The 15,319-nt window shown below is 43.5% G+C and carries 13 protein-coding genes; 1 reads left to right on the top strand and 12 read right to left on the bottom strand.

The genetic code is table 11. The features are described from left to right. Nucleotides 1–17: 17 nt before the first annotated feature. Both hydA and BOD01S_RS15435 read right to left on the bottom strand, forming a co-directional pair. On the bottom strand, nucleotides 18–1,421 hold the full coding sequence (gene hydA, locus BOD01S_RS15440) for a dihydropyrimidinase (RefSeq protein WP_036156785.1): 1,404 nt from the start codon (nucleotides 1,419–1,421) through the stop codon (nucleotides 18–20). A gap of 16 nt (nucleotides 1,422–1,437) precedes the next feature. Next, the gene (locus tag BOD01S_RS15435) at nucleotides 1,438–2,682 is read right to left on the bottom strand and encodes a Zn-dependent hydrolase (protein ID WP_036156379.1); all 1,245 of its coding nucleotides are present in this window, start codon (nucleotides 2,680–2,682) and stop codon (nucleotides 1,438–1,440) included. Nucleotides 2,683–2,843: 161 nt separating this feature from the next. Here BOD01S_RS15435 and BOD01S_RS15430 point away from each other — a divergent pair, with 161 nt between their 5' ends. Then, nucleotides 2,844–4,016 carry a PucR family transcriptional regulator gene (locus tag BOD01S_RS15430; protein WP_036156377.1) on the top strand — a complete coding sequence of 391 codons (1,173 nt, stop codon included), beginning with the start codon at nucleotides 2,844–2,846 and terminating at the stop codon, nucleotides 4,014–4,016. 392 nt (nucleotides 4,017–4,408) lie between these two features. Here the strand turns inward: BOD01S_RS15430 and BOD01S_RS15425 are convergent, their stop codons facing one another. The 10 genes from BOD01S_RS15425 to zapA all read right to left on the bottom strand — a co-directional run bounded on the left by BOD01S_RS15425 (nucleotide 4,409) and on the right by zapA (nucleotide 15,126). Beyond that, nucleotides 4,409–5,386: an electron transfer flavoprotein subunit alpha/FixB family protein gene (locus BOD01S_RS15425; RefSeq protein ID WP_036156375.1), complete on the bottom strand. Its 978-nt coding sequence runs from the start codon at nucleotides 5,384–5,386 to the stop codon at nucleotides 4,409–4,411. 26 nt (nucleotides 5,387–5,412) lie between these two features. After that, the gene (locus BOD01S_RS15420) at nucleotides 5,413–6,186 is read right to left on the bottom strand and encodes an electron transfer flavoprotein subunit beta/FixA family protein (RefSeq protein WP_036156373.1); all 774 of its coding nucleotides are present in this window, start codon (nucleotides 6,184–6,186) and stop codon (nucleotides 5,413–5,415) included. 24 nt (nucleotides 6,187–6,210) lie between these two features. Further along, nucleotides 6,211–6,984: an enoyl-CoA hydratase gene (locus tag BOD01S_RS15415; RefSeq protein WP_036156371.1), complete on the bottom strand. Its 774-nt coding sequence runs from the start codon at nucleotides 6,982–6,984 to the stop codon at nucleotides 6,211–6,213. A 15-nt stretch (nucleotides 6,985–6,999) separates the two neighbouring features. After that, nucleotides 7,000–7,581, bottom strand: coding sequence for a TetR/AcrR family transcriptional regulator (locus BOD01S_RS15410; protein ID WP_036156369.1), 582 nt, complete (start codon nucleotides 7,579–7,581; stop codon nucleotides 7,000–7,002). 95 nt (nucleotides 7,582–7,676) lie between these two features. Then, complete coding sequence (locus tag BOD01S_RS15405) at nucleotides 7,677–9,371, bottom strand: AMP-binding protein (RefSeq protein WP_036156367.1); 1,695 nt, start codon at nucleotides 9,369–9,371, stop codon at nucleotides 7,677–7,679. A gap of 349 nt (nucleotides 9,372–9,720) precedes the next feature. Further along, entirely contained in the window at nucleotides 9,721–10,134 is a 414-nt protein-coding gene (locus BOD01S_RS15400; RefSeq protein ID WP_036156365.1) for a DUF350 domain-containing protein, read from the bottom strand. 14 nt (nucleotides 10,135–10,148) lie between these two features. After that, nucleotides 10,149–12,518 carry an endonuclease MutS2 gene (locus tag BOD01S_RS15395; protein WP_036156363.1) on the bottom strand — a complete coding sequence of 790 codons (2,370 nt, stop codon included), beginning with the start codon at nucleotides 12,516–12,518 and terminating at the stop codon, nucleotides 10,149–10,151. A gap of 23 nt (nucleotides 12,519–12,541) precedes the next feature. Then, the gene (gene polX, locus BOD01S_RS15390) at nucleotides 12,542–14,251 is read right to left on the bottom strand and encodes a DNA polymerase/3'-5' exonuclease PolX (RefSeq protein WP_036156361.1); all 1,710 of its coding nucleotides are present in this window, start codon (nucleotides 14,249–14,251) and stop codon (nucleotides 12,542–12,544) included. 69 nt (nucleotides 14,252–14,320) lie between these two features. Further along, nucleotides 14,321–14,860: a CvpA family protein gene (locus BOD01S_RS15385; RefSeq protein ID WP_036156359.1), complete on the bottom strand. Its 540-nt coding sequence runs from the start codon at nucleotides 14,858–14,860 to the stop codon at nucleotides 14,321–14,323. Between the two features lie 5 nt (nucleotides 14,861–14,865). Beyond that, on the bottom strand, nucleotides 14,866–15,126 hold the full coding sequence (gene zapA, locus BOD01S_RS15380; RefSeq protein ID WP_036156357.1) for a cell division protein ZapA: 261 nt from the start codon (nucleotides 15,124–15,126) through the stop codon (nucleotides 14,866–14,868). Nucleotides 15,127–15,319: the final 193 nt, after the last annotated feature.

Below are 15,319 nucleotides of genomic sequence, written 5' to 3'. Positions count from 1 at the left end.
TCTCCCTTTATTGCTTTCTAGTTAAGTGCTGGTTCTATTAAAGGCTGAGAAGAAGGCTTACGCTTCAGATACTGGCCGCTGCCAAGTGTCCCAACAAATGTCTTGTCCTTGACTACATATTCTCCCCGCACAAGCACTGTCTGTACCTCCCCTGCCACTTCCCATCCCTCATATGGGTTGTAGTCTACATTCATATGATGTGTTTCTGCTGAAATGACCCGTTTCACTTCCGGATCAAATAGTACAATGTCAGCATCCGAACCGATAGCAATCGTTCCTTTTTTCGGGAACAGGCCAAATGTCTTTGCAGCGCTTGTAGAGATCATATCGACAAATTCATTAATCGTAATTCGACCTTTCGCCACTCCTTCTGAATACAAAATGCCAAAACGGTCTTCGATGAATGGTCCGCCGTTTGGAATTTTCGAGAAATCATTTAGCCCAAGCTGTTTTTTACCCTTGAAACTAAAGGAGCATTGATCTGAGCCGATTGTTTGCAGCTGTTTCGCCTTCAATGCATTCCATAGCACTTCTTGATGCTCGACAGGCCGAAGCGGCGGGGACCAGACGTATTTCGCCCCTTCAAAACCAGGCTGCGCCAGCATCGATTCATCCAATGTCAAGTACGGTGGACATGTCTCGCCAAGGACATCGTATCCCTTCTCCCGCGCCTTGATGATTTCGTCGACAGCCTCCTTGCATGTCACATGTACGACATAAAGCTTTGCTCCTGCTAAGTTTGCTAGCTCTATCGCTCTCTTTGTCGCCTCCCCTTCTAGGACAGCCGGGCGAGTTCGTGCATGATAGATCGGCGCAGTGTTGCCGTTTGCTAATGCTTCCTCCACCAACTCATCGATGACAGAGCCGTTTTCACAATGCACCATGACGACGGTATCTGTTGCATTTCCGATTTTGAAGGCCTTAAAGAGGGTACGATCGGATGATTGGAATTCCCGGGCATAGGCCATGAACACCTTCATAGATGTAATGCCTTCCTTCTCCAAAATGACAGGCAGCTCCGCTTCTGTTTCCGGAGTAAAGTCTGTAATCATCAAATGGAAGCCATAGTCAATGACCGCCTTATCTTTTGCCTTTGCATGCCACTTTTCCACCGCATCGGAGAGCTTGCTTTCACCGGCGGACAAACAGAAGTCAAGGATCGTCGTCGTACCGCCAAATGCGGCTGCAATTGTCCCTGATTCCCAGTCATCGTCCGTCACCGTATTATTAAAGGGCATGTCTAGATGGGTATGCGGGTCGATTCCGCCCGGCATTACATATTTGCCTGTTGCATCGATGATTTCGGCATCCTCCTCCAGATTTTTTCCGATTTTTGTAATGATCCCATCCTCGATCAATACGTCAGCCTCATAAACATCTGTTGCCGTCGCAATTTTGCCGCCTTTGATGACCTTTTTCATGAACATTCTCACCCTTCTATTTAGTAGTTATCGGTTGTTGCAAACTTTGCTTTGCCTGCAATATGAGAATGGATTCCAATAGTACATCCGCTCCCCTTGCACATTGTTCATAGCTTGTTTCTTCTTCCTCGCAATGGCTCTTGCCGCCTATACTAGGCACGAAAATCATTACAGACGGGACGATGGATGCAATGAACTGTGCATCATGCCCAGCGCCACTGTATATTCGCCGGGAAGAGTATCCAAACCGCTGGCAGGCTGCCTCTACTTCATCACAAATATCTGGAGAAAAATGAACAGTATCACGCCCCCATAACTTAATTGTCTGTACTGCGCATCCACCTTCTTCTTTAGGAAGGCCAAGCAGGATATTCTCAACCCGCTCCATTACACGCGGATCCTTATGGCGTGAATCGATAGTAAAGATTACTTCGTTCGGAATGACAGTAGGGATATTCGGTGCGGCATTCATCCGGCCGAATGTATAGACGAGCGTTTCATCCACACCCCTGAGCTCCTTGTCCAAATAGCTAATCAGTTTGGCAGCGAGAAGCATCGGATCCCTCCGCATCGTCATAGGTGTCGTGCCAGCATGGTTGGATTCCCCTTTGATACGAACTTCATAGCAGACCATCCCCATCACGCCCTCTACTACGCCCAATTCAATTCCTTCCGCTTCAAGAACTGGTCCCTGTTCAATATGCAGTTCGAGATAAGCATATGCCTCATTCAGACGATTTTCCGCATCGCCTTCATAGCCGCTTTTTGAAAGTGCCTCGGCAAATGTGACCCCCTCCCTGTCCGTAGACTGCATCATTGTTTCCTTTTCAAACTTCCCCGTAATGACACCTGAACTCATCATGGCAGGTTCAAACCGTGCACCTTCTTCATTTGTAAAATTCACGATCATTAACGGGGCATCCAGTTCAATTTCGTTATCAACAATCGTTCTTACCGCTTCCAGCGCAGTGAGAATTCCTAGGACGCCATCAAATCGGCCGCCTTTCACAACGGAATCTAAGTGGGAGCCCATGACAATGGGGGGAATATCATGCTTGCCAGGAAGTACGGCATACATATTCGCCATGTCATCCACTTTCACGTCCATTCCCAGCGCTTGGCAGCACTCTTTGAAGTATTGTCTTGCTGCCAGATCTTCCTCAGATAGGGAAAGCCTTGTCACGCCGCCATTTTCCGTGGCCCCAAAGCGGCTAAAATAGTCGATTGTTTGCTGCAGGCGAACCTGATTGCATTTATACATTCATAGAACACTCCTTCTCAGGAACTGTCTTATAGTAAATTGCTTAAAACGATTATAAATATTGAAAATTTTTATGTAAATGTTAGAATAATCTAATTTCTTTGTGCATTCGTACAGGCATAATGGTATATTTTATTACATATAAGAAGGGAGATGAGTCTATGTCTACGATTTCACATATGATGCAGTCCTCACTTTTTCCCCAACTAAGGGTGATAGCGGGCGAAAATGGCTTCTATCGCAAGATTAGCGGCATCAATATTCTCGAGAAAGAAGAGCTTACTATCTTTTGCCGGCCGAATGAACTCGTTGTTACAACGGGTGTCTACATTGCAAATGACATGGACTGCCTCGAGCAGCTTGTAAAGGTAGCCTATGAAAAACGCACAGCCGGCTTCATCATCAATACAGGGCCCTATATCCCGGATATACCTAGCAGCCTCATCCACTTTGCAGATGAACATGAGTACCCCTTGTTTCAAATGGACTGGAAACATCGCGTCACAGATCTCTTAAAAACAACTTTCCAGTTCATCACTACCAACCAGCAGGAACGTTCTAGCGAAGAGCAGGTCATGCATCAACTCCTTTTCAACTATCAGCAGCATGAATCCCATCTGACAGAAACGTTAGAACAGCTCGGCTTCCCAAAGCATACAGAGTATGGCATTATTGTCTGTACTGCTAAGGACGAATCTATCAATATTCAACGCTACAATACCATAATTCTACTAGCTTTCCAGCAACGCTATGAACAGTTCATCCATTTTCAATACCGCAACCAACTAATTTACCTGATCGACCGTACTAGAGTTAAAACTGCTACCATACCCTTCTCTACTATTGTTGAAGAAATTTATCAAAAGGTTGAAGAAAAATATAAGGAATTTGGGCTTTCTATCGGAATGGGAGGGTTTTATGCCGCTCTTGGGGAAATCCACAAGAGCTATGAGGAGGCTCTCACGGTAATCCGTCTGGCTCAGCTTCACAATAATCGCTATTTGTACAAGTATAAGGATATGGGCGCTTATCAAATTATTATGAATGTCGATAATCAGAGAGTAATCGAGCAATTTCGCCAAAATATGCTGGGCAGGCTCTACCGATACGATGAATTACACGGTACCGATTTCGTATCATTTTTGAGGATATTTCTGGAGGAGAACGGCAGCACCATTAAAATTAGCCAGCGTGCCTTCGTCCATAGAAATACCGTTCTATATAAGGTCAATAAAATTGAGATGCTGCTTGATATGGATCTCACTAATACATTTACAAAAACTAATCTCTACCTTGCTTTTTTAATAGAAGACATGCAAAAGCACGGCGTATGATGTATAGCTGTATTATCACTTTTCAGTGTAGATTACTTATCTTGAAGCTTGCTGACTCTGACGATATTTATCAGAAAGCTTTACAAATCATTAAAAATTGATCGCATTTGATATCTTCCGTTACCGAGATGAAGGTTACTGAAAGAAAATCCACCGACAAATGCCGTTGAAACAATCGCATTTCCATGAAAGTTCCAGGTGGCCGCTCATACTTATGCCTGTAATAGGACATGCTATCAGCTCCTCAATAACAAAAAAATGCCCTTCCATTGCCTAAATAAAAATGAAGGGGATTTTATTTAGTTTATGACAAAAAAAGCATGGAACCGACATCACGCCGAATCCATGCTCTGCCCTCTCTAAAAAACTAGTTTTATAGAGAGGGTGATTCATTATGCATTTACTTTTAATGCTTTAAACTCTTCAATCAGCATTGGCACAACTTCGAATAAGTCTCCAACGATACCGTAGTCCGCTACTTTAAAGATGTTTGCTTCCGGATCTTTATTGATCGCTACGATGACTTTAGAGTTTGACATACCAGCCAAGTGCTGAATCGCTCCTGAAATCCCTGCAGCAATGTATAAATCAGGTGTCACAACTTTACCTGTTTGACCGATTTGCAGCGAGTAGTCGCAGTATTCAGCGTCACATGCACCACGGGAAGCACCAACAGCTCCTCCTAGTAGATTAGCAAGCTCCTTTAACGGCTCAAAGCCTTCTTCAGATTTTACACCGCGTCCGCCAGCCACTACTACTTTTGCTTCGGATAAATCTACGCCTTCTGTAGATTTACGTACTACCTCTTTAATGATTGTACGAAGATTTGTAATATCTACAGAAACTGCTGCCACATCACCTGAGCGTCCGCCATCTTTTTCAAGCGGCGCAATATTGTTTGGACGGATTGTCACAAAGACGATGCCATCTTTAATTTTCACTTTTTCAAATGCCTTACCAGAATAGATTGGACGGATGAATACAGCGTCATCACCAGCCCCTTCGATTTCTGTCACGTCAGAAATAAGACCTGATTGCAGCTTTGAAGCAATTTTTGGAGACAAATCTTTGCCAAGAGATGTATGGCCAAATACGATTGCTTCAGGACTCTCTTGATCTACTACTGCCATGAATGCCTGTGAGAAACCGTCAGAAGTATATGTTTTTAAATGTGGATGCTCTACTGTTACGACACGGTCCGCTCCATAAGCGATCAGCTCATTTGCTATACCTGCAACGCCCTCACCGATTAATACCCCAACTACTTCACCGCCATCAGCGATTTTTTTACCAGCAGCAATCGCCTCGAACGATACGTTACGTAGGCTGCCTTCACGAGTTTCAGCTAAAACTAATACTTTTTTTGTCATAAGTTACCCCTCCGTTACCGTCTTTATTAGACTACCTTTGCTTCTGTGTGAAGTAGATTTACAAGCTCTTTTACTTGATCCTGTAAATCCCCTTCCAAAATACGACCAGCTGCCTTTTGAGGTGGCAGGTAGATTTCAACTGTTTCTACCTTCACTTCTACATCGTCCTCGTCGATATCCAGATCATCCAGCTCAAGCTCTTCTAATGGCTTTTTCTTCGCTTTCATGATGCCTGGTAAAGAAGGATAGCGCGGCTCGTTTAAGCCTTGCTGTGCTGTTACCAATAACGGTAAAGAAGTTTCAAGCACTTCTGAGTCCCCTTCGATGTCACGTACGATTTTTGCCGTTTGACCATCGATTTCCAGGCTCGTAATTGTTGTTACATAATTGATGCCTAACAGTTCAGCTACACGTGGTGCAACTTGGCCTGAGCCTCCGTCAATTGCCACGTTTCCAGCTAAAATCAAGTCAGCCTCTTTATCTTTTAAATACTCAGCTAGAATATAAGCTGTCGTATATTGATCCTGCTCATCTAAATCGTCTTCTGTATTGATTAATACAGCTTTGTCTGCACCCATTGCCAACGCTGTACGCAATTGCTTTTCTGCGTCCTCGCCGCCGATTGTTACAACCGTTACTTCACCGCCGAAAGCGTCGCGTTTTTGAATTGCTTCTTCAATTGCATACTCATCGTATGGATTGATGATAAATTCAGCACCGTCTTCTTGGATTTTGCCATTTGATACAACAATTTTTTCCTCTGTGTCAAACGTACGTTTCACTAATACATAAATATTCATTTTACTAACCTCCAGAAAGCTGATTTATTTGCCTTTAAATACCGGCTCGCGTTTTTCAATAAATGCTTGAATACCTTCCTTGGCGTCCTCTGACACGAATACCGTACCAAAGCTTTCCGCCTCTGCCGCCACTCCTTCATAGAAGGATGCTGGCTTAGAATATTGCAGCGTATGTATCGCTGCCTTTAATGCGATTGGACTTTTCTTAGCAATCTTTTTCGCCAATTCTAATGTTTTCGGTAGTAGGTCCTCATCTGAATATGAACGGTTCGCTAATCCCCACTGAACCGCTTCCACCCCTGAAATTGGATCACTTGTAAACATCATCTCTGCCGCTTTTGCTACCCCTACATAGCGAGGTAAACGCTGCGTTCCTGCAAAGCCGGGAATAATCCCGAGCTGGAGTTCTGGTAAGCCAAGCTTTGCTGTTTCAGTGACAAATCGCATATGACAGCTCATAGCAAGCTCCAGTCCGCCTCCAAGAGCGGCACCGTGAATGGCAGCTATTACTGGTTTTGAGAACGTTTCTAAACGTTCAAATACCGCCTGCCCATTTTGTGCCAATTTGGAGAATTCTTCACCTGTCTGGATGCCTGTAAATTCCTTAATGTCAGCACCAGCAGAGAAGAAGCGGCCTTCGCCGTGCAGGACAATGACACGAACAGCTTCATCATGTTCTACTGCGTTTAGTAACTCATCTACTTCTTTGATTAAAACTTGTGATAATGCATTTGCCGGTGGTCGATTAATCGATACAACTGCTACATTATCTTCTACTTTCCAACTTAGAAACTCCATTCTCCCACACCCCTCTTAAGCTTTTAACCCATTTAGCACTAGCTGTGTCACTTTCGGCGCTAACGCTACAAGATCATAACGATAGTCGCTCATTACCCACGTTGTCGTTATTTCATCGACAGTACCGAATACCATCTGGCGTGCCAGACGAACATCCATCGTGGTATTGAACTCACCCGAAAGCATCCCTTCAATCAAAATTTGATCTAAGAGCGCAAGGTACTCTTTTAGAATAGCATTAATCTTCAGACGAATCTCCTTATTCGACTGCCTTAGCTCTAATTGGGTGACAGTCGCTAAATGATGGTCCTTAGCTAAAACTTGGAAATGATTTTCGATCATCTGTGTTAACTTTTCAGATGAACTACTCTCATTTTTTATTATATCTTGTAAATTGTCCACGAAAACCCCCATTTTTTCTTGAAAAACAGAAATTAGGATGTCTTCTTTGTTTTTAAAATATAAATAGATCGTGCCGTCCGCGACCCCAGCTTGCTTGGCGATTTTCGATACTTGTGCCTGGTGATAGCCATTTTCTGCAATGGCAATGACCGCTGCATCGATAATCTGTTTATATTTGGGTTTATTTCGTTTCAAGTTGTTCACCACCAAAAAAATATGGAAACATGAATGACCATTCATTCATATTCCCATATTATAAGTTGTTCGTCTTTTTGTCAATAGTTGCTTACCTATTTTGCTTTTTGCTCTGCTGCCATTTTCTCCTTTTCTTCCTCTACAAGAGTGCGACGTAAAATCTTCCCTACAGCTGTCTTTGGCAGCTCATCCCGGAATTCATAAAATCGTGGGACTTTATAGGCAGCCAGATTTTGACGGCAGTATGCATTTAACTCACTATCCGTTACCGAATGGCCTTCCTTTAAGACGATATAAGCTTTTACTGTCTCTCCGCGGTACGGATCTGGAATTCCAGCTACTACACATTCCTGAATCGCATCATGTTCATACAGTACTTCCTCTACTTCGCGAGGATAAATATTGTACCCTCCTGCGATAATCATATCCTTCTTGCGGTCCACTACATAGAAATAGCCGTTTTCATCCATATACCCGAGATCACCTGTCAAGAACCAGCCATCTGCAAATGTCATCGCCGTATCTTCCGGGCGGTTCCAATACCCTTTCATTACCTGAGGGCCTTTAATGGCGATCTCCCCCATTTCTCCCACCGGCATCATTTCGTTGTCGCCTGAGCGTAAAATAGCAGCATCTGTATTTGGCCATGGTACCCCAATGGAGCCATTGACGCGCTCATCCCAAATGAAATTAGCATGCGTGACCGGAGAAGTTTCCGTTAGACCATATCCTTCTACAAGCTTTCCACCTGTTATTCCCTCGAATTTCTCCTGTACTTCGATTGGCAGCGGTGCAGAACCGCTTATACAGGCTTTGATAGAAGACAGGTCATATTTCCCTAAATCTGGATGATTCAATAAACCAATATACATAGTCGGTGCTCCAGGGAATAATGTCGGCTTTTGCTTATCGATCGTCTTTAACGTATCCTCGACATCAAATTTCGGCAGAAGGACCATTTTGTTTTGTTTCATTACGGATAAAATTAACACCGTTGTCATACCGTATACATGGAAGAAAGGAAGGAGTCCCAGGATGATTTCCTCACCATCCACACATTTATACAGCCAATGGCTACATGCTGTTGCATTGGCAATTAAGTTTTTATGTGTCAGCATAACTCCTTTCGGGAACCCCGTTGTGCCTCCCGTATATTGAAGCAAAGCCAGATCATCTTCAAAATTAAATGGTACATCGAGATCTTTTACAGGGGCAGAACGCATAATTTCTGTAAATAAATGATTCATGCCGCTATGCTCCACTTTGACACTGAAACCATATTGCTTCTTTTGGATAAATGGATAGACGAGATTTTTCGGGAATGGGAGATAATCTTTAATTGCTGCAACAATCACATGCTCAATTTGTGTTTCCTTCAATATCTTCGTGATGCGGGGATATAAGATATCCATGCTCAGGATGACTTTCGCACCGGAATCAGCCATCTGATACTGCAGTTCCCGTTCTGTGTAAAGCGGATTCGTTTGAACAACAATCCCGCCAGCATATAAAATACCGTAATACGCAATGACCGCCTGCGGACAGTTCGGCAGCATGATGGCTACACGATCTCCCTTTTCTACTCCTAATTTTTGAAGATAGTTGGCAAACTTCGACGCAGACTCATATAATTCCTTATACGTAATATCTTTGCCTAAGAAGTGAATGGCTATTTTACTTGGACTTGCTTTGTAAGCATCCGTCAAAAATTGATAAACCGGTATTTCCGGTATTTCAATTTCATGAGGAATCTGCTCCGGGTATTTCTTTAACCATACCTTTTCCGTCATAGAACCTCGCCCCTTTACCTCACACTTTTTAATTTTCTGATTATTTATCATTATAATTAAAAAAGAAAACGGATTCAATCGGTTTTCACTATATTTTTCCTTTATCGCTCGAATATGCACTTTTTTTCTCATTATTGTTATAAAACAAATAGTGTTATTTCCAATTTCTTTCACTTAAACGTTTATGTTATTTTATAAATATATTTTTCCAATATAAAAAAGTAGCAGATGTATATTTTACATCTGCTACTTCCCATTTTATACAGTGGACAAATAGTATATGCCAACAGCTAAAAAAATAATGCATACGACAATAAGTATCTTCGATAATTTCTCCATCTTTTTGCTCCTATAAAATACTTGCCCCTACAATGAATGAAAGTCCTACTGAAATGGTAAAGGAAATAAATCCGACAGAGCGGTTGTCATTTTCTATTTCTTCATCCACTTTAAATTTGGGTGTTAAAAATTCAAATAAAATATAAGCGAAAATTAATAACATAAACCCATATAAACCCCAGCCAATCAATTCGCTCAATGTGGAATGGCGTTCAATAGAATAGCGGAAAATATTACACACCCCTAAAATTTTCCCGCCTGTCGCAAGCGCAACGGCCACATTTCCATTTTTAATCTCTTCCCAATTTTTGTATTTCGTAACGATTTCGAAAATGACCATCGAGACTACTAAACAAAGGACAACAACACTGAAGTAACCTGCCGTTTCTACTAAAGGGTTTCGCCAAAATGATGAACCCAGCATTCTCTTCTCCCCTTTTATTTTAATTCGACTACGGTTACCCCGAAGCCGCCTTCCCCTGCTTCACCATAGCGGAAAGATTTCACACGTTTATGCGTCTTCAAGTATTGCTGAATGCCTTGGCGCAGGGCCCCTGTTCCCTTGCCGTGGATAATGGACACACGTGGATAATTCGCTAATAGCGCATCATCTAAATATTTTTCTGTTCGCAACAGGGCATCTTCATAGCGTTCGCCTCTTAGATCAAGTTCAAGTTTGACATGGCTGTTGCGATTTTTCACATTCGCCATTGCACGTGTAGGCTTTTCCTTTTCAGGCTTAATATACTGCAGGTCAGACTCATCCAGCTTCATTTTCAGAATACCGATCTGCACTACCCATTCGTGCTCGCCCACTTTTTCTAAAATTGTACCTTTTTGTCCATAGCTGATTACTTTTACTTCATCGCCGACTTTGAGGTTTTGTGAACGCTCACGTTCTGCCACAGCTTTTTTCAGGACTTTGTTTTCTTCCTTCGGCGCTGCCTCTTCCAATCGTTTTTTCGCATCGATCAATTCGTGTTCTTTCACAATCCGGCTTGCATTTTTTTGCATTTCACGCAGCTCAGTGATAATTTTCTCGGCCTCTGCCTTTGCCTCTTCTACAATGCGGCGTGCCTTGTCTTTTGCTTTTTTCTCAAGATTGTCCTTCTTTTCATCGTATACACGGACTCTTTCTTCCAGCTGAGCTTTAAGTTCAGCCGCTTCTTCAAGCAATTCATGCGCTTCGTCAGCTTCCCGTTCAGATTGCAGGCGGCTCTGTTCCAGCGATGCAATCATTGATTCGACTTCATGGCGGTCCGTACCCGTAAAGGATTTCGCCTGGTTGATAATATGATCGCCAAGACCTAATCGTTTGGAAATCTCAAATGCATTTGATCTTCCAGGGACACCAATTAACAGTCGATATGTCGGACTTAATGTTTCTACATCAAATTCTACTGAAGCATTCACGACGCTAGGGCGGTTGTAGCCGTATGCCTTCAATTCCGGGTAGTGTGTTGTGGCCATGACGCGTGCCCCGTATCCTACTACCTCATCCAAAATAGATATAGCCAGAGCTGCCCCTTCCTGCGGGTCTGTACCAGCCCCAAGCTCATCAAATAAGACAAGTGAGCGGTCATCGAACTTCGATAAAATATCTACGATGTTGACCATATGAGATGAAAAAGTCGATAAGCTTTGTTCAATCGACTGCTCATCCCCGATATCGGCAAAAATCTGCTCAAACACAGCAAGCTCCGAGCCGTCCAATGCCGGTACCGGAAGTCCGGACTGTGCCATCATCGTGCATAATCCAACCGTCTTTAACGTGACCGTTTTACCGCCCGTGTTCGGACCGGTAATAACAATCGCCGTAATGTCTCGCCCGAATTCAATAGTGTTTGGAACAGCCTCGTCGATCGGCAGCAGTGGATGGCGTGCCCGCACTAATTTTGTATAGCCTTCCTTATTCATTTTCGGCATCGTGCATTTATTTGCCTGCCCATATTTGCCTTTTGCTAAAATCACATCGATTTCCCCAAGCAGACCGACAAGCACAAACAGATCATGTGCCACTTCCTCTACCTTTGCTGAAAGGGCAAGTAAAATACGTTCAATTTCCGCCTGCTCTTTCACTTTTAGGCGTTGCACCTCATTATTCGCCTGTACGACAGCATCCGGCTCAATGAAAAGCGTCTGACCAGAGGATGACTGATCATGCACAATTCCTCCGTAATGGCCTCGGTATTCCTGCTTGACGGGAATAACAAAACGGTCGTTACGAATCGTAATAATGGCATCTGACAACATTTTTGCTGCGTTCGATCCTCGAATAAGACTTTCCAATTTTTGACGGACCTTTGCTTCCTCTGCACGCAAAGACTGGCGTATCGTACGGAGTGCTGGGCTGGCAGAGTCAAGTACCCCCCCGTTTTCATCAATGCAGTCATTAATTTCGTGCTGCAGCGCTGTCAGGATCGGCATTTGCTCTTTACGCTCTAAAAAGTGAGGGATTTGAATCGTTTCCTCTGCCTCAATATCCTCAAGGAAATTACGCAATATGCGGCTTGCACGGATTGTACTGGCAATTTCCATTAATTCCATCGGGCTGAGCATCCCGCCGATTTGGGCACGCTTTGCATGAGGTCTTACATCAAAGATACCGCCCATCGGTACATTTCCCTTTACGCGAAGGATGGATAACCCCTCATCCATCTCTTCCAGCAGGGCTACTACTGTATCAAAATCCGTTTCAGGTACAAGTTCATCGATGGCACTTTTTCCAATAGAAGAAGTACAGAAACCTGCAACCTGCTGACGTACTTTATCAAATTCTAGTGTTTTCAATGCGCGTTCTGCAATCATGAAAGACACCTCCAACAATCAAATTATTTATGTCTACGGATGAACTCCTCAAATTGATTCATATTCCATGTATTGACTATCAACTCTTTTTTCATCCATGCCTTCTGTGCATATTTTACACCAATATCCATAAATCGTAATTGATCGATTGCATGGGCATCGGTATTAATAGCAATCGGAACATTTTTCTCCATGGCCATTTGCAAATATTCTGTTGCTAAATCGAGCCGGTAAGGGTTTGCATTCAATTCTAAAATTTTGCCATACTCCGCTGCCCATTCAATCAGCTGCGGCACGTCCGGATCATATCCAGCACGCTGACCGATAATACGGCCGGTCGGATGGGCAATCATGTGTACAAATGGATGCTTCACAGCTGCAAACAGCCGTTCCATAATTTTTTCTTGGGCTTGTGAAAAGCTCGAATGAATGGAGGCAATGACAAAATCAAGCTCCTGCATGACATCGTCTTCAAAATCAAGACTTGCGTCCGGTAAAATATCCATCTCTGTTCCACGGAATAAACGGAACTCGGGATGCGCTTCATTAAACGCAAATATTTCCAGCTTCTGCTTGTCCAGCCGTTCCGGTGTCAATCCATTTGCTACCTTTAAGTATTGTGAGTGATCCGTAATGACCCCGTATTGGTAACCCCGTGCTATTAATGCCTCTCCCATTTCCGCTACCGAATGTGCCCCATCGGACCATGTCGTATGCATATGAAGGTCACTAACGATATCCTCTAGCTGCGGAAGGGCAGCAAGCTCATCAAGGCGCTCCAGCTCACGGCCATTTTCCCGGACAGTCGGCGGAATGAACGGTAAATCAAAATGAGCGAAAAATGCTTCTTCCGACTCAAATGTGACGACTGACCCATCCGGTTGTTCAACCCCGTATTCACTGATTTTTTTTCCCTGTGACTTTGCCAGTTGGCGCATACGTACATTATGATCTTTTGAGCCTGTAAAATGATGCAGGGCTGATGCAAATTCATGTTGCTTTACGAGTCTGAAATCTACACTCACTGGGTTTTCCAAATCTAATGTAACAGATACCTTTGTATCGCCGGCCGCAATTGTCTCTTCAATCGGCAGGCGGGATAAAATAGCCTCACGGACGGCTGCAGGCTCGTCTGTTGCAATAATGAAGTCGATATCCTTACTTGTTTCTGTTACACGCCGGAAGCTGCCCGCAATAGAAAACCGCTGTACTTCAGGTACATTTGCAAGAAGCTCATTAATGTCAAACACAATGACCTCCAGCTCCCAAACAGGCAGCCGTTCGGCACGGGCTCCGAAGTTTTCAAGCTCCTTCAAGATCTTTTCCTCTGTCTTTGCCCCAAAACCGGCCAGTGCTCTTACCTGTCCTGCCTCACATGCTGCCTTTAGCGACTCTGCATCTACAATGTTCAGCTCCTGATAGAGCTTCGCCAGTTTTTTCCCTCCAAGGCCAGGCAATTTCATAAGCGGTACCAGACCTTTTGGCACAGCCACCTCCAGCTCTTCAAGAACACTTGATTTACCTGTCTCCATTAGTTCATGGATAACAGCAGCAGTACCCTTCCCTATTCCTTTAATGGCTGTAATATCATCTATTTGGCTGAGGCTGCGCTCATCCGTTTCAAGTGCAGCAGCTGCCTTGCGGAATGCCGAAACTTTAAATGGGTTTTCTGCCTGCAATTCCATATATAAAGCAATTTTCTCCAATGTGCGGATAATGATTTTTTTATTCAATGTCATTGCCTCCTCTGATAATCGCAAAAATACTTCTCCCTAACCGAGAGAAGTATTTACGTTTTGTCATTATTTTGAGTAAATATACCACCATTTTTGGAACATCGACGAAATAAACGGCGAATGCTCCAGCATCAACCCGGTGATTATCGACCCGTCAAGCCGTGCCTGTATACTTTCCAGCGGCAGAAGTGCCACTACATACAAGATGATAAATAATAAGAAATATACCTCTACAAAGCCAAGCACTGCTCCCAGCAGACGGTTGATGCTGCCTAGGACAGGCAAATATTTTAAGAAATCCAGCATAGATCCGAGAATCTGTAAGAGAATCTTCACTACAAAGAAAATAAGGGCAAACGCAATGACCCGGTAAAAGGTACGGTCTGCATCAATTCCGGTAAGTGCCAATGTAGAAGTCGCACTTTCTGCAAAACCCGGATATGGAATCCACAGCAAAAACTTTTGCGCAAGCGGCTTATAATAAATGAGCGCCACTATAACGGCCAGCAGGAACCCAAACATATGAATTGCCTGCACGACTAGACCCCGTCTTGCTCCTGCAACAATGCCCACCATAAAAATAAGCAATATTAATAAATCCAGCATTCACTTCAATCCTTTAACTTTTTCAGTTGCTCCTCAAGCGCCTCTACTTGCTCTTTCAGTTTTAGGTACTCATGAACGGTATTCACAGCTGTTAGCACAGCAAGCTTTGCATTATCCAATGTTGGATTATGGACGCTGATTTCACGCATTTTATCATCTACGATTGAAGCGACTAATCTCATATGGCCTGTAGATTCAGGCCCGACAATCTTATATGTCTGCCCATATATTTCTACTGAAATTCGGTTTTTTTCTTGTTCAGCCAAAGTGAACCCCCCCACCAGCATAAGCAATAACAACCTAAGCACCTAAGCCTGTTAACCTTGTTTCGGCTTCTTGCTTAAAGGGCAGATATCTGCCTCGATTATGTATAAAATCATAATATATATCATACCATTTACCATTTAAACATAGCAACTTATTCCCCGTTTCACACGCTATGTTTTGCAACAGCGAAAT

Source organism: Lysinibacillus odysseyi 34hs-1 = NBRC 100172 (assembly GCF_001591965.1).
Classification (GTDB): Bacteria; Bacillota; Bacilli; order Bacillales_A; family Planococcaceae; genus Lysinibacillus_B; species Lysinibacillus_B odysseyi.
The sequence above is the reverse complement of the archived record's forward strand: the minus strand, read 5'-3'. Positions and strand labels throughout refer to the sequence as shown.

Coding starts and splice junctions, on each gene's coding strand:
- hydA (WP_036156785.1), bottom strand. CDS start 1,421: ATGAAAAAGGTCATCAAAGGCGGCAAAATTGCGACGGCAACAGATGTT.
- BOD01S_RS15435 (WP_036156379.1), bottom strand. CDS start 2,682: ATGTATAAATGCAATCAGGTTCGCCTGCAGCAAACAATCGACTATTTT.
- BOD01S_RS15430 (WP_036156377.1), top strand. CDS start 2,844: ATGTCTACGATTTCACATATGATGCAGTCCTCACTTTTTCCCCAACTA.
- BOD01S_RS15425 (WP_036156375.1), bottom strand. CDS start 5,386: ATGACAAAAAAAGTATTAGTTTTAGCTGAAACTCGTGAAGGCAGCCTA.
- BOD01S_RS15420 (WP_036156373.1), bottom strand. CDS start 6,186: ATGAATATTTATGTATTAGTGAAACGTACGTTTGACACAGAGGAAAAA.
- BOD01S_RS15415 (WP_036156371.1), bottom strand. CDS start 6,984: ATGGAGTTTCTAAGTTGGAAAGTAGAAGATAATGTAGCAGTTGTATCG.
- BOD01S_RS15405 (WP_036156367.1), bottom strand. CDS start 9,371: ATGACGGAAAAGGTATGGTTAAAGAAATACCCGGAGCAGATTCCTCAT.
- BOD01S_RS15400 (WP_036156365.1), bottom strand. CDS start 10,134: ATGCTGGGTTCATCATTTTGGCGAAACCCTTTAGTAGAAACGGCAGGT.
- BOD01S_RS15395 (WP_036156363.1), bottom strand. CDS start 12,518: ATGATTGCAGAACGCGCATTGAAAACACTAGAATTTGATAAAGTACGT.
- BOD01S_RS15385 (WP_036156359.1), bottom strand. CDS start 14,860: ATGCTGGATTTATTAATATTGCTTATTTTTATGGTGGGCATTGTTGCA.